Origin of the sequence: Megamonas rupellensis DSM 19944 (assembly GCF_000378365.1) — a bacterium.
Taxonomy (GTDB): domain Bacteria; phylum Bacillota; class Negativicutes; order Selenomonadales; family Selenomonadaceae; genus Megamonas; species Megamonas funiformis.
The window spans coordinates 18,215-37,169 of the sequence record NZ_KB899585.1 but is presented as its reverse complement, the minus strand read 5'-3'; the positions used below and the strand labels follow the sequence as shown (position 1 = coordinate 37,169).

The following is an 18,955-nucleotide window of genomic DNA, read 5'->3' as shown; positions in this document are numbered from 1 at the left end:
CAAAATGGTAGTGTATCCATTAAAGCAGATAATACTGAAACATACGGCATAGATACAACAGTAACAGTAAATCCAGATGGCGTTAAGTTTGAAAAATACGGAAACGGAACTACTGTTATTAATGGACAAACAATCCAAGCAGGTGGAGTTGTAATAAACGGAGAAGATAATGGCGTATATAAAGGAACTATTACAGGACTTACAAATACGACATTGGATGATGAAACGTTTGCAACAGTAGGAAGAGCAGCAACAGAAGAACAATTAAAACAAGCAGCAGCAGCTTCTAAAACAACATTATCTGATGGTGTAAATACTACTGTAACATCTAATGATAATACTCCTGATGGACATGTTGATTATCAAGTAAATCTTAATGATAATGTATATTTAGGTGGAAACAATAAACCAGGTTCTAGTAACATTGAATTAGATGGAGAAAATGGAACTATTCAAGTAGGTTCTAATATTATTTTGGATAGTAAAGAGGCAAGAGCTGTTATTGGCGGAGTTGATATTAGTACTACTTTTGACGATATTGGCAAGAAATCTTCTACTATTACTGGTCTTTCTAATACTACTTGGGATACTGATAAAGTGGTTATTGATAGAGCTGCAACAGAAGGTCAGTTACAAATGGTATCTGATAAAGTAACTGCTGGATGGACTGCAACAGATGATGCTGGTAATAAGATTAATGTAAATCCAGAAACTCGTCCAACATTGAATTTTGCTAGTGGTAAAAATATAACTGTAAGTGCAAATGAAGATAGTGGTGAAGTTGAAGTATCATTAAATGACAATATTAATCTAAATGATAGAGTTTATATCAATGGAGATCCAGAAGAAGGAAATAATACAATTGTTGATATAAAATCTGGCAATACATCTAAAGAAGAATCTATATTTGCTGTAGAAGACAAAGGAAATGGTTCTATAAGCATTGGTGGCATTGATATAACAAATGTTGATGGTCCATATTTAGCAGTAGGTGATGGCAAATTAAAATTCTATAAAGATGGTGGTCTTTCTACTGGTAATGCAACAGGTACATTTAGTGTTAGACCAGATGGCGATTTAGAAATAAGTGGAAAAAATAGTTCATTTGATGTAGATGCTGAAACAGGAAACATAAATGCAGAAAATAACAGTGGTTCATCTATTAAAATGGATGGTAATGGAACAACAATAGCAGTTAATGATGGTACTGTTATGGGTAATAATACAACTATGACAGTTAATAAAGATGGTGTAGTATTCTCTGCTTATGGAAATGGTACAACTGTTATTAATGGACAAACTATTTCTGCTGGTGGCGTTGTAATTAATAATAATGGTTCAGGAACTATCAATGGTTTAACTAATACTACTTGGGATGATGAACTCGCAAAACAAGTAGCAAACAGTGAAGAACTTCAAGGAACAGCTGCAACTCAAGGTCAGTTACAACAAGCTGTAAGTGAAGTAGCAACTGAAGCTGGTAAACATACTATTGTATCTACACCAAAAGATAGCAATTTGACTGTAACAAATATTGCTGAAAATGGCGAAGCTGCTAATTATCAAGTGACATTAAATGATGATATTACTTTAGGTGATAAAACATCTACTAGTATTACGCTTTATACAGATCCTACATCTGAAACAACAGTAGTTGGAACAGATGGTAATACAACAAATGTAACAGGATATGTTCCTGAGTCATATAAATCTGGAACTGGTGCGGATTTTGTTAAAAATAATGGTGGTTTTGCTTTATTTACAACAGATACTCAAGGTCATGGTATATTTGGTGTAACAACAAAAGGTACAGCACATGGTAAAGATTTTGTAACATATACTAAGGATATATATGGTAATGATACACGATATAGCTTAAATGATGTTGGCGATGCTGTAGCACAAATGTCTTCTTATTATAATGAAGAAAATAGAAAATCTTATACTGTATTCTCTCGTTATCTTAATGAAGCAGAAAAGGATAATCCATTTGTAACTGTAGATGAAGATGGTAATAAAATTAATGCAACTCGTGATATCCCATTAGCTCTTCGTGATGACGGTGCAGTGCTTATTGGTGCTACTATTAAAGGTGAAGACTTCACTGATAATGGTATTAGAATTAATGCTGAAACTAAAACAACATATGATAAAAATGGCAATGAAGTTACTAATAATATAGCTACGATTACTGGTTTAGAAAATACAGAATGGAAACCTAAGGCACCAGAACAAACACCACAAGCAAAAATGGCTACTTTTGCAGCAAATGATGAAACAACAACAACTACTACAACTACAAGTAGAGCAGCAACAGAAGCTCAATTAGATGATTTATATAATGTAGTCTCTGTTTATAATACTTTCGATAATAATGGTAATGTAAATTATAATACTATTAAATTAAGAGGCGATGAGTATAGTTATAATGAAAAAAATCCGGTAGATAGTAAAGGTACAAGTATTACTAATGTGGCATATGCTTCTGGTACTGATGGCAGTGAAGCAGTAAACGTGGATTATCTCAATGATGCTATTAATAACGCTGTTAAAGATGGTGGAGCTATATCTGATAGTGATAGACATCTTCAAGAAGGTACTTATCATGTAAACGATCAAGGTAAAGTAGAATTAATAGTTGCTGATGAAAAAGGAGAAAATCGATCTACCGTAACTATTGATAATATAGCTAATAAGAATGATATTACGAACTTAGATAATAAGATTGATAATACATTTAATGATCTAAATGATAAGATTAATAATATAGATAATGTAGAAACAGATGTAAAGGGTGGTAACATTAATGAAGATGGTACAATTTCTTTAAAGACAGAAAATGAAGATGGTACTACTACAAATGTTACATTAAAGGGTCAACTTACAGATAGTGGTGTAGTTCAAGAAGGTACTACATTTGATAAAGAAACTGGTACTTTAACAATTACAAGCCAAGATAAATACAGTGGAAAAACATCTTCTGTAACAGTAGACGGCATTGCAAGCACTGATGTAGTTGGTGTAACAACTAAAGAAGAGCTTGCAGATAAATATAAAGCTGCTGATGAAGATGGTAATGCAACTACTGAATACATTACTGATTCTGAATCTATGGTAGAAGCCGATGTAGCTCTTGATCATGCTATCCAAGATGTAGCAAATACCAGCTACGCTAATGATATGGTTTTAAGTAATCGTATCGATAGTGTTGAAAAACGCTTAGGTAATGTTGAAGAACGTATTGATAAAGTAGGCGCTATGGCAGCAGCTATCGCAAACCTTCGTACTATGGGATTTGACCCAGAAGCTCCAACAGAAATCGCTATTGGCGTAGGTCAATATAAGAGCGAAACTGGTATAGCTATTGGTGTATTCCATTATCCAAACCAAGACTTCATGCTTAGTGCAAGTCTTTCTAGCTCTGGCGATGAATTAATGGGTGGTATTGGTGCTACATGGAAACTCGGTCGTAAATCCGCTGCTGAAAGAGCAAAAGATGAAGAAGCAAGACATCTTGAACAAGCTGAAGAAATGAAAAAATTAGCTCAGCAAGAAAAAGTAAAAGCACAAGCTCAAAGACATGCAAAATTACTTGCAGAAAGACAACAAGCTTCTCAGAAAAATGCTTAATTAGCAAAAGTATTTAGGTGACAATTGAATAAAAATATAGATAAGCGACAGATTTTCTGTCGCTTATCTAATAAAAAAGAGGTATGAAATAAAATGAAAAAAATAATATTTACTTTAACTTTAATCATGATGACGGCATTTAGTGGATTATGCTTTGCTTCTGATGGAAGTGATTTAAATAAAGAACAAAAGATAGCAGAAACTTTTATGGGTGTATTCACTAAAGAACAAGCACCAGAATATGCTGTAGTTAGCAAAGATTTTTCTGATAACTTGAAAAAAAGTGTAAGTGAAAGAACATATAAGAAATTACCAGCTGAAGTTAAAGAAAAATTTGGTAATGTAAAAGATGTAAATTTCCGTGCATTTGAGAAATTTGAACAAGAAGATAGAGTTACTTATTTAGCTACTTTTGATAAACAACCAGTAGCTGCAATAATTTTTGTATTTGATAAAAATCAAAAATTAGTAAATTATGTATTTACTCCAATACAACAAGCTTCCAAATGATTTTATATTAGGTAAAAAATATGGATATAATAAGAGATAATATGGGAATAGTAAATATTTTTATATTGTGTATTATCATCATAGGAATCATATTTATTAGACCTATTAAACATGTACAAGCTCAAGCTTTTAAAATGGTAGGAAATTCAGATTTAGGAACAGTATATATTGATACCGATACTGTAGAAGTAGTAAAAAAAGATGGACAATATTACTTAATAGTATCTGCAGAAGAACATTATAAAGAAAGTAATTTCCTAACAGAGCTTAGAAAAGATGAGGATTTAAAAGATACAGTATCTTCATTGACATTATATATGTTTACTAATGATGGGAAATATTATTGTATGCCACAGAGATATTTGATAGACTCACAGGGTAAAGTATGTGGTGATTTAGGTTCTAATATGCAAATGCAAATGATTGATGATAAGGTAGTAAGCAAAATTTATACAAGTGCTTTGAAAAGTTTATCAGATAAGAAACGTTTTCAAAATATGATGAGACGATAAGTATATAAAATATATAGTTAATAGATTTTATTCATCAATGATTTTTTTATTTATGTTAGATAATTTGTTTAAATAAAACATTTTAGTATTAAAAAGGCAGTTTATGAAATTAATCATAAACTGCCTTTTTTTAATGGATTTTTATGAACCATTTGAAGAAATGGAAGCTAATAATGTTTGTTTTTTTTCTTCTAAATCTAATTCATATTCAACAATTTTACGTTTTTCTTCTATAGTTAATTTGTGATCTGGTTTTCTTAAAACGGGAGAATTGTCAATATTTTCTGAAGTCAACAATCTTAATAAAGAAAGAAAATGTTGACGATCTTTAGCTGGTAGATTGATATATTTTGTAATAAAAGCCATATCATCTATATTTAGATTATATTCATTGGCTAGTTTTTCTAAGTTATCAGTTGTTTTTGGATTGGGTTTATCTTTTATATTTAGATTATCATAAATCAATGAATTTATATCAACATCTAAAGCATCTGTGATAGCTATAAGAGTACCAATTTTGGGATCTTTGATAACAGAAGATAAAATCTTATTCAAAGTACTGAGGGGAATACCTGATTTTTGAGCTAAAACTTCATTAGTATAACCTTTTTCTTGTTTTATTTTTTTTATTTTTTCCAATATAGGTTTAAAGGATTCCATAATATATTATTCCTCCATTTCGGATTATTGAAATAGTATATCATTTATAAATTTTAGTGTAAAGTTGATAGATTTCTAAAAATTTTAATATTTTCCTTTGAGTTATTTGACTTTTTCCATAAATGGAAGTAAAATAAAACTAAAATATTTCCATATTTGGAAAGGTGGTGATGTTATGTATAATAATTTAGTTAATGAGATTGTAAAAAAAGGCTATAAAACAGAAGAAATAGCACATATATTAGCTAATTTGCTAAATTGTTCAGAAGAAATTATCGAAAATAAACTAAAACATGTTGGGGAATTTACATTCCAAGAAGTAATAAAAATAAATAGTGAGATTTTTAATAATGAAATGGATATAAAATATCTATTTACAGAAGAACATGATAATGAAGCTACATATCATGATGATATTATACAGAAATCAAAGCCGTCTAAATGGTGGATATAAATGAATAATAGTTATTTTTGTTTTTTGGAGCAATAATTACTAAGCCAGAGGGAGGATATTTTTATGGCAAGTAATAAAAAAGCCCATATATTAGCAGTAATAAAGTATATTTTTTCCATTATTGGAAATAATAATGCTAATATAATAATAAATGATAGTGATATTAGTGGTATTACCATAGATAGAACTAAAAAGGGAAAATATTGCTATATACTACAAAGATATTTAATAGATTCACAAAGTAAAGTATATGATGATTTAGATTCTAGTATGCAATTACAAATGATTGATGATGAAATAATTTTTAAGATTTATACAAATGCATTAAAAACTTTAGAAGATAAAAATCGTTTTCGAAAAATGATGGAGAAATAAATGCATTTAAATAAGATATGCCCAGTTTGTCATCAATCTTTCGAAGCTAGAAGAAAAGATCAAGTGTATTGTACCTATTATTGTCGAAAAAAACATCATAAAGAAACATACTATAGCAAAAATAGGATTGTAGAAGATATAAATGATGAAGAAAATACAGGAGTTATACTAAGACAATTTAGATGTAAAAAATGTCATGAATTAGTAACAGTTGTGAATAAGCATGATAGGCGAACTATTTTTTGTTCACCTCGTTGTGAAAAGTTATATTGGAAACATCCTAAAAAGATGATAAATAAAAATTAAATATTGTAAAGAAGAAAGTAAAAGAGGAAATTAAATTTTTTAATTTAATTTCCTTTTTTTATTTGCTTTTTTTTATTTTTTATGTATAATAATAAAGGTAATAGGTATTACCTTTTAAGAAAGAGGGTTGATTATGGAACAAATTGGGAAAAAAGACTATATTAATGAAAAAATTCCTGTAAGTAAATTAACAATATTAGGGTTTCAACATGTATTAGTAATGTATTCAGCGGCAGTAATTGTGCCAATAATTTTAGCTAATGCTTTGCAATTATCTAATTTAGATTTAGCTTTTTTGATTTCGGCAGATTTATTTACTTGTGGTATTGCTACTTTTTTACAATCCTTTGGTATTGGTCGATTTATTGGAATTAAATTACCAGTAGTATTGGGATGTGCAGTAATAACTTTAGGTCCTATGATTTCTATCGGTAAAACTGGTGGAATGACAGTTTTATATGGTGCAATTTTATTATCTAGTGTATTAGTTTTTGCGTGTTCATTTTTTATTAATAAGATTATTAAATTCTTTCCACCAATAGTAATAGGGTCTTTAGTAACTATCATTGGTTTTTCACTAGTTCCTTTGGCTTTACAAGATATGGCAGGTGGAATTGGAGCAGAAAATTTTGGTGACCCAATAAATTATTTAGTTGCTATTTTTGTATTGATAATTATTTTGTTGATAAATCGTTTTTGCAAAGGTTTTGCAAAATCTATAGCTATTTTAGTAGGCTTAATTTTAGGTACAATATTTGCTAGTTTTTTTGGTATGGTAGATTTATCTCATCTAAATGATGCAGATTGGTTTAAGCTTATTCATCCATTGCATTTTGGTGCTCCAGAATTCACATTCAACAGTGTAGTTGTAATGTCTATCTTTTTAGTTATTAGTGTAGCTGAATCTGTGGGGATTTTTTACATGATTGCTGATATTTGTGAAGTGAAAATAACGCCAAAAGATATAGCAAATGGTATTCGAGCTGAAGGTTGTGCTCAATTTTTAGGCGGATTATTCAATTCTTTCCCATATGTTACTTTTTCTGAAAATGCAGGACTTATGACTGTTACAGGCGTAAGAAATAGATTTGTATTAGTAGCTGCAGCAATTATTTTAGTTATCTTAGGTCTTGTACCTAAATTTGCGATGCTCACTACATTAATTCCTCATCCAGTATTAGGAGGAGCTATGATATGTCTATTTGGTACAATTGGTGCAAATGGTATTAAAATCTTATCTAGTGTAGATTTTAAAAAGAATGAGAATATTATTATTGTAGCTTGTAGTATTGGTATTGGTTTAGGAACAACTGTTACACCAGGGCTTTTTAATGAAATGCCAGAAATTTTGAAAATGCTTCTAGAAAATGGTATTTTTACAGGCACTGTTACAGCCATTATTTTGAATACTTTATTTAATTATAGTGAAATTTTTAAAACAAAATAAAATATGGATATATCTGGTAGAGATAAATTGACAGCTTGATTTTTTCAGTCATATAATTAAAACAAAATTAGTTAATTAGTAGAGGAATTGTAAATGAAATTTTGTAAAGTAAAAGAACAAGCATTGAGTCAATTGACAAAACAATCTATTTTACAGTATATACAATCAATGGATTTATCTATATCAAACAAGCTCCCTAGAGAAGAATTATTGGCTCAAGAATTAGGTGTTAGTAGAATTACTGTAAGAAGTGCATTAAATGAGCTTGCTAGTGAAGGTATTATTTTTCGTAAACAGGGAAAAGGAACATTCGTTAATCAACAAGCTTTGGGCATGAATGTAGTATTTAATCCTATTGGAGATTTACGTGATGTAATTGCTAATAGTGGTTATGAGGTAAAAACAGAAGTGTTATCTACTAATAAGCGTTTAGCTACAGATGATGAAGCTAAGAAATTACAGTTAGATAATAATGAAGAAGTTTTTATTGTTGAGCGAATGTTTTATGCTAATGAGATGCCAGCTATTTATTGTGTTGATAGAATTCCTGTAAAAATAGTTAAAGAGAATTTTTTGCAAAACTGCTTAGATATGTCTATATATAAATATTTTAGCGAATTTTTAAAACGTACAATTATTTGGGACAAAGTAGAATTATCTACAATAACAAATCAAGAATTATCTTCTTTGACTGATTATTTTAAATGTGAACAAATAACAAGCTTTTTAAATTGCGATATTATCAATTTTGATAATAATGATGAACCTGTCTTTTATGCTAATGAATATGTAGATACAAAATTTATTCATTATCAATTAATTAGACAAAAGAAATATTAATTATAAGTAATTTGTGAGGTAAAATTATGGATCATTTATTTTATTTAAGAAAAGCAATTGAAGTATCAAAAAAATCTCGTGAACATGGAAATACTCCATTTGGTGCTATCTTAGTAGACGATGAAGGCAATATTTTATTAGAACAAGAAAATATTGAAATCACAGAATCTAATTGTAGTGGTCATGCTGAAACTAGCTTAATGATAAAAGCTTCTAAAAAATATAGTAAAGATTTCTTATGGAATTGCACTCTTTATTCTACTGCTGAACCTTGTGCAATGTGTGCAGGTGCTATATATTGGGGCAATGTAGGTAAAGTAGTTTATGGTATTAGTGAAAAACGCCTTTTAGAATTAACTGGTGATGATGAACAAAATCCTACTTTTGATTTACCATGTAGAGAAGTATTCGCTAGAGGTCAAAAAGATATAAAAGTAGAAGGTCCATTCCCAGAAGTGGAAAACGAAGTAGTAGAAGTTCATAAAGATTATTGGAATAAATAATTTAAGATAAATAATAAAATAAGTAACATAGGAAAGCTTGATGAAATCTTAGAAAATATAGATAAGATTTTATCAAGCTTTTTATTTTTAGCCATTAATCATAGAGCATTTTGTAAATAATAAGGTTTATTATGGATAAAATGTATAAAATTTTTATCTTTTTTCTTAAAAATAATGTAAATATGTAAATTTTTTATGGATTTTATGATATAATGGAAAGCGTATTATTTTATAAATTAAGGGGGTGATAATTTGAAAAATCTTAGTATGAGCGCTAAAGTTTTTCTAGGTTTTGGGATAGGGATTATCTTAGGTCTTATTTTTCAAAAAGATATTTTATGGTTACAACCTATTGGAGATTTATTTTTAAAACTCATTAAAATGATTGTTGTTCCTGTTGTATTTTTATCTATTATTAGTAGAATATCTAGTATAGGTGATATTGGAAAATTAAAACGCATAGGAACAAAGGTAGTAGGGTTTTATATTGTAACTACAGTGCTTTCTGCAATTATTGGTCTTATTGTGGCACATATAATGAAGCCAGGTGCTGATTTTGCTGTAAGTCAAATTGTAGATACAGGCGAAGTGATAAAACCTGCTGAGCCAATGACTGTTAGCCAGACTATTTTGAGCATGGTTCCTGATAATCCGATAACAGCTTTAGCTACAGGTAATTTAATGCAAATCATCGTATTTGGGGTATTTATTGGTATTGCGATAACTATTTTGGGCGATAAAGTAAAAAATGTTAAAAAAGTTATTGATGAAGCCAATGTTATTATGTTTAAAATCACCGATATGGTAATGCAAGTAACTCCATTTGGGGTAACTGCTTTAGTTGCTTGTAGTGTTGGTGAATATGGTTTATCTATTTTTAATATTTTAGGTAAATTTATTTTAACTCATTACATAGGTGCTTTTTCTGTAGTGTTATTTATGTATGTATTTATTATTAAATACATTGCTAAGATTTCATTGAAAGATTTCTTTACTAAAATTACAGAGGTTTGGTTAGTAGCATTTAGTACAACAAGTAGTTCTGGTACTTTACCTGTTAGCTTACGTGTTACTGAAGAAAAATTTAAAGTAAAAGATGAATTAGCATCATTTACTTTGCCTATTGGTGCAACTGTCAATATGAATGGGATTGCTGTATATTATGCTGTTACTGTATTATTTGTAGCTCAAGTATATGGTGTAGAACTTTCTTTAATGCAACAAGTGATGTTTATCTTTATGACTACATTGATTTCCATAGGTACTCCAGGTATTCCTAATAGTGGTATTGTGTTGACTATAATGTTACTTACAACAATGGGGCTTCCTATTGAAATTATGGGTATGATAGTTGGTATCTTCCGTTTAATAGATATGATTCATACTGCACTCAATGTAACAGGCGATGTAGTAAGTACATTGGCTGTAGCACGTATTGAACATATGTATAAAGAATAATTTTAAAGGTGGATTATTATGAGTGATGAAAATAATAAAATGAAGCGAGGGCTGAAAAATCGCCATATGCAAATGATTGCACTTGGTACTTCTATTGGTACGGGGCTGTTTTATGGTTCTGCACCAACAATTAAATTAGTAGGTCCAGGGATTATTCTATCTTATGCTTTAGCTGGTGTTTTCATTTTCTGTATCATGAGAATGGTAGGGGAAATGTCTGTAAGAGAGCCTGTATCTGGTTCATTTGTTTATTTTGCGAATAAATATTTAGGTTCTTTTGCAGGTTATTTAGCAGGTTGGAATTATTGGTTTTTATATTTATTAGTTTGCTTTGCGGAATTATCTGCAATCGCTATTTATGTAAATTATTGGCTTCCTGATGTACCTCATTGGATAACAGTTTTAGTCTGTATTGTAGTGGTAACAACTGTGAATTTAATCAATGTAAAAACTTTTGGTGAAGCAGAATTTTGGGCATCATTTATTAAAATTTTAGCTATCTGCTGTATGATTGTATTTGGTTTTTATTTGATATTTACAACAATGGGACCATTTCCTGATAATTTCAGTAATTTATGGAGTAATGGAGGTTTTTTCCCTAATGGTTCTTGGGGATTTGCACAGTCTTTAGCTGTAGTTATGTTTTCTTTTGGCGGTGTAGAATTAATTGGTATTGCAGCAGGAGAAGCTGAAAATCCAGAAAAAACTTTACCTAGAGCTATAAATGAAGTATTGCTTCGTATCTTAATTTTCTATATTGGTACTATGGTAGTATTGATGACACTTGCTCCATGGGATGAAGTTGGTTTAAATGCCAGCCCATTTGTACAGATTTTCTCTAATATCGGTATTCCAGCAGCAGCTAATATTTTAAACTTCGTGGTAATTGTAGCAGCACTTTCTGTATATAATAGTAGTTTGTATAGTACATCTCGTATTTTGCACAATTTAGCGCAAAATGGAAATGCACCTAAGATTTTTGCTTCTTTATCTCGTCGTGGCATACCAATGGTAGGTATTTTGGTATCTACAGCAATTTCTTTATTGCTTGTAATTTTGACTTATATTTTACCGGAAAAAGTTTTCATGTATTTATTATCAACTGTAGTTGCAGCACTTGTTATTACTTGGGCAACTATAGCTATAACTCATATGAAATTTAGAATGAAATTCATACAGGAAAATCGTTTAGATGAACTTCATTTTAAAGCTTTTTTATTCCCTTATATTAATTATTTTTGTTTTATTTTCTTAGCTGCTATTGTAGTGATTATGTTCTTTATGGAAGACATGAGAATATCTTTAGGGGCATTAGTAGTTTGGGTAGCATTTATTTATATAACGTATAAATTGAGAGCAAAAGTATAATAAAGTATGAATTAAGATGAAAAGCATTGACTATTGATTTTTGATAGTTGGTGCTTTTTGTCTGTAATTTTTATACATATTATTTTAGTATTTATAGGGATTTTTTTTTGTTTATTGTAAAGTTGATAAGGTAAATGATAATATATTATTTATGTTTTTAGATTTTATAAAAAAAGGTGGATAGATATGGATAATAATGAACACAAAATGAAGAGGGGCTTAAAAAGTCGTCATATGCAAATGATTGCTTTAGGGGCTTCTGTTGGTACAGGTTTATTTTACGGTTCTGCACCAACAATCAAATTAGTAGGGCCTGGTATTATTTTATCTTATTTATTAGCAGGGATTTTTATTTTCTTTGTCATGAGAATGTTGGGTGAAATGTCTGTTAGAGAACCAGTATCCGGTTCTTTCAGTTATTTTGCTGATAAATATTGGCATAGATTTGCTGGTTATTTAGCAGGTTGGAATTATTGGTTTTTATATATGATAGCAGGTATGGCTGAATTATCCGCGACAGCTACATATGTCAATTTCTGGTTACCTGATTTTCCACAATGGCTCACTATTTTAATTTGTATTTTAGTAATCATAACTGTTAATTTAATCAATGTAAGTTTTTATGGTGAATCAGAATATTGGGCATCATTTATTAAAATAACAGCTATTTGCTGTATGATTGTCTTCGGTTTGTATTTAATTTTTACAACAATGGGTCCATTCCCTCAAAATTTCAGTAATTTATGGGTTAATGGTGGATTTTTTCCTAACGGTGCTTGGGGCTTTGCGGCTTCTTTAGCAGTAGTTATGTTCTCTTTTGGTGGTGTAGATTTAATTGGGATAACAGCAGGAGAAGCTGAAAATCCTGAAAAAACTTTACCAAAAGCTATAAATCAAATTTTAATTCGTATTTTAATTTTCTATATTGGTACTATGGTAGTATTGATGAGTCTTTCTCCATGGGATCAAGTTGGTCTTCAAGGCAGTCCATTTGTACAGATTTTCTCTAATATCGGTATTCCAGCAGCAGCTAATATTTTAAACTTTGTTGTATTAGTAGCAGCATTGTCTGCATATAATGGTATTTTATATGGTACATCTCGTATGCTTTATGGTTTAGCAAAAGAAGGAAATGCACCAAAAATTTTCGCTTCTTTATCTCGCACTGGTATTCCAATGGTAGGGATTTTAGTATCAGCAGTTATCGGTATAATTCTTGTAATCATGACATATTATTTCCCTAAAGAATTATTTATGTATTTATTATCTATTGTAGTAGCTGGCTTAATCATCAGCTGGTTTATCATCACTATTACACATATGAAATTTAGATTGAAATTTACTCGTGAAAATCGTTTAGATGAACTTAAATTTAAATCTTTATTTTATCCGTATACAAATTATTTCTGTATCTTGTTCTTAATCGCAGTAGTAGTGATTATGACACAAATACCAGATATGTTGATTTCTATAATAGTTTTACCTATTTGGGTAATATTTATTTATATGACATATTTATTTAAAAAGAAAGATTAAAGGTGTAAATCATGAATTTAGATGTAATTCATCATGTGGCAATTATCGTATCTGATTATGCGAAATCTCGTCATTTTTATGTAGATTTATTGGGGTTTGAAGTAATTAGGGAACATCATAGAGAAGATAGAAATGATTATAAGCTAGATTTAAAATTAGGTAGTTGTGAATTGGAAATTTTTGGTAAAGCAGATGCACCAAAACGTGTAAATAATCCGGAAGCTTGTGGACTTAGACATTTAGCTTTTAAAGTGGAATGTATAGAAAAGACTGTAGCAGAATTAGAAAAATTGGGCATTGAATGTGAACCAATTAGATGGGACGATTTTACAAAGAAAAAAATGACATTTTTCAAAGACCCTGATGGACTACCATTGGAATTACATGAATAGAATATAAATATAATAAGAAAGAGATTTATGAATTTGTTTATATAGAGCAAAGGTAATAAATCTCTTTTTTATTTTAATAATCTTTTAATTTATCTCTAATAGATTTCTTATTGAATATGTTCATTAAAGATGATAATATAAGATTAATGAATATATTCAATGGAGGTTGAATTTACAATGAAGAAACTTAGAATTTTATTGATGATGGTGTTATGTTTAGCTTTTGCTTCTACAGCTGCATTTGCTGCTGCTGCAAACAAAGCAGTAGATAATGTGGTAAGTATGTATGGTCAGATTGTATCTATTAATGATGACATGATTACTATAAAAGATAAAAATTCTGATAATACAGTGGCTTTAATCGTGCGTTGGGATACTGAAATTTTAAATGGTAAAAATGGTGAAGATGTAGACCTCAATCGTTTACATGTAGGTGATGAATTAACAGCATATTATAGCTCTATTTCCACTCGTAGCCTTCCACCACAAAGCAGAGCATATGCACTTGTAATGGGTGATGGTCAACATGATGGTATCTATATGCATGTTAGCAAAGTGGATAAAGTAAAAAATGGCGTTAAATTTTTAAATACTAATGAAGATATGTTCGTTACAATTCCTGAAAATGTAGAAGATGATGCTAAAGAATTAAAACAAGGTGATAAAGTTTTAGTATGGTATGATTTTGTAGCAATGAGCATGCCTGGACAAGCTACAGCTACAAAAGCAGTTATCTTAGACTAATTATTGTAAAAAGATAGCTCAGATTTTATCATTTTTATAAATTAGGGCTTCCTATGGTTTATTTAATGAATAAATGGCTATAGGAAGTCTTTTTGCTTATTTTATAAATTTTGTAAGGTTTTAGTTAATAGTGTATTTATAAGTGAAAAATTTTTTTGTATAATAAAGCAGTATAGTAAGTTTCTTGTAAATTTTAGTGATTTTGGTAAAGCGAGAAAGAAGGATTATATTGCTAAATAAAATTTTGTTAGGTTTAAATAAAAATTTAACAAAAATAATAAAAACCTTTATCTTTTTTTGGTTATTATTATGTGTCTATCGTTTGATTTTTATTTGGGGTATGAGTGAATATCTCAGTGCAGATAGTGGACATAATTTAATTCTTACAGCAATTTATAGTGGGGCAAAATTAAGTTTGCAAACAGCAGGCGGACTTACATTATGTATGCTTATTGGTTTTATCGCTGAAACTATATGGCATAGATTAAAATATTTTCGCTATATTTGTTCATTTGTGATTTTGTTTATAACTACATTATTATTTGTAGCTAGATTTCCTTTTTATCAACAATTCCATAGCGGTTTCAATCAAATGTTATTTACAGCAATGCATGAAGATTTATATGCATTATTTATTTCTTTGGTGGAAGAATTTCAGTTGCCATTGAAATTGTTATTAGTAATTGTTTTAGTTGCTATCTTGAATTATGCTTTTAATAAATTTTTAGCTTATAGTTTTAAAGTTAAAAGATGGCAAATATTACCAGAGAAAATAAAAACTGTTTCCTTGCTCATGTGCATATATGTTTTAGGCACATTATCTTTATATGGCGGTGGTTGGAGCTGGAAATCTGGTGTGAATTGGGAAAATGCAGGGATTACAAATGATACATTTTTAAATGAGTCTATTTTAGATGATTACCAAGCTATTTATCGAGCATATGCAAATCAAATGCGTATGGAAGCTTGCAATGGACTTAGTTTTTCAGCGCAAAATGTGAGAGATTTAGCAAAATCTTTAACGAATAAAGATGGCGGAAATGATTTAAGTATATATCTAGCCAAAGAAGCAACAGGGGCTAAGATAGAAAAACCAAAACATATTTTTGTGATTGTATCAGAAAGTTATGCGAACTGGCCATTATTAGATAAATATAGCAATTTGCATATTGCTGATAATATGAAAAAAATAATCGCGGAAGATGATACGATTTATACTTCACATATGTTGCCAAGTGGTTCAAGTACAGTAGGTGCTTTGATGACTATGGTTACAGGTATGGCAAATTCTAATTTATATTTGACAACTATGCCAGAAGCATTGGCAAATCCTTATATTACAGCAACAGCACCACAGATGAAAAATTTAGGCTATGAAACAAGTTTTTGGTATGCTGGCCCTGCTACATGGGAAAATATTCAAGAATTTACATTAGCACAAGGATTTGATAATTTTTATAGTAGAGGCAATATTGACCCTAATGCTACAGGTAGCGTATGGGGTGCTGATGATGAATATTTATATGATGCTATTTTTAAACAGATTGATGATAATAAAATGACTTTCTCGGTGATTTTAAATACATCAAATCATTCACCATTTAATATTGACTTGGAAAAAGAAGGTTTTGATGCTAGTAAAGTGATTGAAGGTTTGCCTGATAAAGAAAAAAATAATCAAGAATTAATTAAAGAGCTTGGTCATTTTTGGTATGCAGATAAGATGGCAAGTGATTTCATCAATAAAGTCAAAGCAAAATATCCAGATAGTTTATTTATTTTTGTGGGCGACCATGCTGATAGATATAATATCGATAAAGTACCTACAATGTATGAACGCTATAGCGTGCCACTTATCATCACAGGAAAAGGCATACAAAAAGATTTATTGCCAGAAGATATGGCAGGAAGTCAAATAGATATTATGCCAACAGTGATAGATTTAATAGCTCCAGAAGGTTTTACTTATTATAGCGTAGGAAAATCTTTGAGTGAAAATAAATTAGGTCAAAGTTATGCTTTTTGGATAACTGCTGATGCTATCGGTAATACTGATGATTTAGTAGAAAAACCACAATATTTTAATCGTGAAGTCTTGCCAGATAGAACTGTTTTAGAAAATTATATCAATGGTGTAAGAGCTATTTCTTGGTGGCTTGGCAAATATGGTACAATTATAGATGAAGCCTTGTTGCAGTAAAATAAGAATAAGGTATAATTATATAGAAAAATAAAAAAGATAGGGTGAATAATTTTGAGTAATTTAGAAGTTGGTATTGTAGGATTGCCAAATGTGGGTAAATCTACTTTATTTAATGCTATTACAAAAGCAGGTGCAGAAGCAGCAAACTATCCATTTTGCACAATTGAACCAAATGTAGGTGTTGTAGATGTTCCTGATGAAAGATTAAAAGTTCTTCATGAAATGTACAATTCTAAAAAAACTACTCCTGCAAGCGTAAGCTTTGTTGATATTGCAGGTTTAGTAAAAGGTGCTTCTCGTGGTGAAGGTTTAGGAAATAAATTCTTATCCCATATTCGCCAAGTAGATGCAGTCGCTCATGTTGTACGTTGTTTTGCTAGTGGTGATATCACTCATGTTGAAGGTAGTGTAGACCCAATTCGTGATATTGAAATCATCAACACTGAACTTTGTTTAGCAGACCTTGATTCTGTAGAAAAACGTTTAGATAGAGTTTCTCGTACAGCTAAAAGCGGTAATAAAGAAGCTCGTGCTGAAGAAGCTGTTTTGGAAAAAGTAAAAAAAGTAGTAGAAGAAGCTATTCCAGCACGTCAGGCAGAACTCAGTGAAGATGAATTAGAACTCATCAAAGATTTGAACTTATTGACTTTAAAACCTACATTATATGTAGCAAATGTAAGTGAAGATGAAGCAGCTACTGCTGAAAATGATAATGAATATGTAGCAAAAGTAAAAGAATACGCTCAAAAAGAAAATGCAGGCGTGGTAGTAATTTCTGCTAAAGTAGAGTCTGAAATTGCAGAACTTGATGAAGAAGAAGCAAATGAATTTTTATCTGATTTAGGACTTGATGAATCTGGTCTTAATAAATTAATCAAAGCAGCTTTTAAATTATTAGGTCTTATGACTTTCTTGACAGCTGGTGAAGATGAATGTCGTGCATGGACTATTAAAGTGGGTACAAAAGCTCCACAGGCTGCAGGTAAAATTCACTCTGATATAGAACGTGGCTTCATTCGTGCAGAAATCGTATCTTATGATGATTTAGTAGCATCTGGAAGTGTAGCAGCAGCTCGTGAAAAAGGTCAAGTGCGTGTAGAAGGTAAAGATTATATCATGCAAGATGGCGATGTTACACATTTCCGTTTCAATGTTTAATGCATAAATAAATATAGGGAAAATTCTTCCCTATATTTTATCTGGAAAATTTTAGTAAAATTTTAATAATTTAATTAATTTAAAGCAAAAGGAGTGTTATTTATGCGTAAATTTAGTTTGGTCGGCTTAGTGATGGCTCTATGTATTTTATTTTCTTGTAGTCTAGTACAAGCACAGGATTTAAGAACAATTTCTGTAGATGGAAGTTCTACGATAAAAGTTGCTCCAGATAAAGCGACTATAAGTATTAGCATTGAAAATACTGCAAAAGATGCTAAATTAGCTTCAGCACAAAATGCTCAAATCATGCAAAATATTCAAAGTGCTATATTGGGATTAGCTATAACTAAAGATAAAATGCAGACAACAAATTATAATTTATATCCTGTATATAACACTAAAGATAATAGTAGAGAAATCATTGGCTACAATGTATCAAATGAAATTACTGTTACTATAGATAATATCGATATGGTAGGAACTGTGATTGATACAGCAATTAATGCAGGTGCTAGCAATGTAAATTCTATAGAATTTGGTTTAAAAGACAGCCAAGTTTATAAAGATAAAGTATTACAGCAAGCTATCGCAGATGCTAAACGTAAAGCACAAGTTGTTGCTAATAGCTTAGGAAAATCTATAGTAAATGTAGTCAGTGTAAATACTGGAAGCACATATATTGAAGCTAAAAATTTCAATAATGCTATGTATATGAGAGCAGCTGATGCAACAGGAGCAACTTCACCTATTCAAAGTGGTGATATCAGTGTTAGAGCAAATGTATCAGTTGTATTTGAAATGAATTAATTAGATGAAAAAAAGACTTTAGTTCTATTTAGAGCTAAAGTCTTTTTTTATG

17 protein-coding genes are annotated in these 18,955 nt (G+C 30.1%); 16 read left to right on the top strand and 1 reads right to left on the bottom strand.

Features of this window, described 5'->3' with window-relative positions; genetic code table 11:
- From F553_RS0108115 to F553_RS0108105, 3 genes are all read left to right on the top strand, one after another.
- Nucleotides 1-3,630, top strand: a 3,630-nt coding sequence (locus tag F553_RS0108115; protein ID WP_018999720.1) for a YadA-like family protein, incomplete at its 5' end; no start/stop codon positions are given.
- Nucleotides 3,631-3,723: 93 nt separating this feature from the next.
- On the top strand, nucleotides 3,724-4,140 hold the full coding sequence (locus F553_RS0108110; protein ID WP_018999719.1) for a DUF3887 domain-containing protein: 417 nt from the start codon (nucleotides 3,724-3,726) through the stop codon (nucleotides 4,138-4,140).
- A gap of 20 nt (nucleotides 4,141-4,160) precedes the next feature.
- Nucleotides 4,161-4,652: a hypothetical protein gene (locus F553_RS0108105; protein WP_026296981.1), complete on the top strand. Its 492-nt coding sequence runs from the start codon at nucleotides 4,161-4,163 to the stop codon at nucleotides 4,650-4,652.
- Nucleotides 4,653-4,793: 141 nt separating this feature from the next.
- On the opposite strand, the gene F553_RS0108100 is transcribed toward F553_RS0108105, so the two are convergent.
- Nucleotides 4,794-5,312, bottom strand: a complete 519-nt coding sequence (locus F553_RS0108100) for a helix-turn-helix domain-containing protein (protein ID WP_018999717.1) — start codon at nucleotides 5,310-5,312, stop codon at nucleotides 4,794-4,796.
- Between the two features lie 175 nt (nucleotides 5,313-5,487).
- Here F553_RS0108100 and F553_RS0108095 point away from each other — a divergent pair, with 175 nt between their 5' ends.
- From F553_RS0108095 to F553_RS0108030, 13 genes are all read left to right on the top strand, one after another.
- The gene (locus tag F553_RS0108095; protein ID WP_018999716.1) at nucleotides 5,488-5,766 is read left to right on the top strand and encodes a hypothetical protein; all 279 of its coding nucleotides are present in this window, start codon (nucleotides 5,488-5,490) and stop codon (nucleotides 5,764-5,766) included.
- A 63-nt stretch (nucleotides 5,767-5,829) separates the two neighbouring features.
- Nucleotides 5,830-6,141: a hypothetical protein gene (locus tag F553_RS11830; protein WP_018999715.1), complete on the top strand. Its 312-nt coding sequence runs from the start codon at nucleotides 5,830-5,832 to the stop codon at nucleotides 6,139-6,141.
- Nucleotides 6,142-6,580: 439 nt separating this feature from the next.
- Entirely contained in the window at nucleotides 6,581-7,894 is a 1,314-nt protein-coding gene (locus F553_RS0108080; RefSeq protein ID WP_008539815.1) for a nucleobase:cation symporter-2 family protein, read from the top strand.
- 93 nt (nucleotides 7,895-7,987) lie between these two features.
- Nucleotides 7,988-8,734 (top strand): GntR family transcriptional regulator, encoded by a 747-nt coding sequence (locus tag F553_RS0108075; RefSeq protein WP_008539816.1) that lies wholly within the window; start codon nucleotides 7,988-7,990, stop codon nucleotides 8,732-8,734.
- A 26-nt stretch (nucleotides 8,735-8,760) separates the two neighbouring features.
- A complete protein-coding gene (locus F553_RS0108070) occupies nucleotides 8,761-9,237 on the top strand; it encodes a nucleoside deaminase (protein ID WP_018999713.1) in 477 nt (158 codons plus the stop codon).
- A gap of 252 nt (nucleotides 9,238-9,489) precedes the next feature.
- Nucleotides 9,490-10,695: a dicarboxylate/amino acid:cation symporter gene (locus tag F553_RS0108065; protein WP_018999712.1), complete on the top strand. Its 1,206-nt coding sequence runs from the start codon at nucleotides 9,490-9,492 to the stop codon at nucleotides 10,693-10,695.
- A gap of 18 nt (nucleotides 10,696-10,713) precedes the next feature.
- Nucleotides 10,714-12,063, top strand: coding sequence for an amino acid permease (locus F553_RS0108060; protein ID WP_018999711.1), 1,350 nt, complete (start codon nucleotides 10,714-10,716; stop codon nucleotides 12,061-12,063).
- Between the two features lie 186 nt (nucleotides 12,064-12,249).
- Complete coding sequence (locus F553_RS0108055; RefSeq protein WP_018999710.1) at nucleotides 12,250-13,599, top strand: amino acid permease; 1,350 nt, start codon at nucleotides 12,250-12,252, stop codon at nucleotides 13,597-13,599.
- A gap of 11 nt (nucleotides 13,600-13,610) precedes the next feature.
- Nucleotides 13,611-13,991 (top strand): SMU1112c/YaeR family gloxylase I-like metalloprotein, encoded by a 381-nt coding sequence (gloA2, locus tag F553_RS0108050; RefSeq protein WP_018999709.1) that lies wholly within the window; start codon nucleotides 13,611-13,613, stop codon nucleotides 13,989-13,991.
- A gap of 177 nt (nucleotides 13,992-14,168) precedes the next feature.
- On the top strand, nucleotides 14,169-14,735 hold the full coding sequence (locus tag F553_RS0108045; protein WP_018999708.1) for a DUF3221 domain-containing protein: 567 nt from the start codon (nucleotides 14,169-14,171) through the stop codon (nucleotides 14,733-14,735).
- Nucleotides 14,736-15,057: 322 nt separating this feature from the next.
- Complete coding sequence (locus F553_RS0108040; protein ID WP_244263952.1) at nucleotides 15,058-16,935, top strand: LTA synthase family protein; 1,878 nt, start codon at nucleotides 15,058-15,060, stop codon at nucleotides 16,933-16,935.
- Nucleotides 16,936-16,989: 54 nt separating this feature from the next.
- Nucleotides 16,990-18,096 carry a redox-regulated ATPase YchF gene (gene ychF / locus F553_RS0108035; protein WP_018999706.1) on the top strand — a complete coding sequence of 369 codons (1,107 nt, stop codon included), beginning with the start codon at nucleotides 16,990-16,992 and terminating at the stop codon, nucleotides 18,094-18,096.
- Nucleotides 18,097-18,198: 102 nt separating this feature from the next.
- A complete protein-coding gene (locus F553_RS0108030) occupies nucleotides 18,199-18,903 on the top strand; it encodes an SIMPL domain-containing protein (protein ID WP_018999705.1) in 705 nt (234 codons plus the stop codon).
- Nucleotides 18,904-18,955 lie beyond the last annotated feature (52 nt).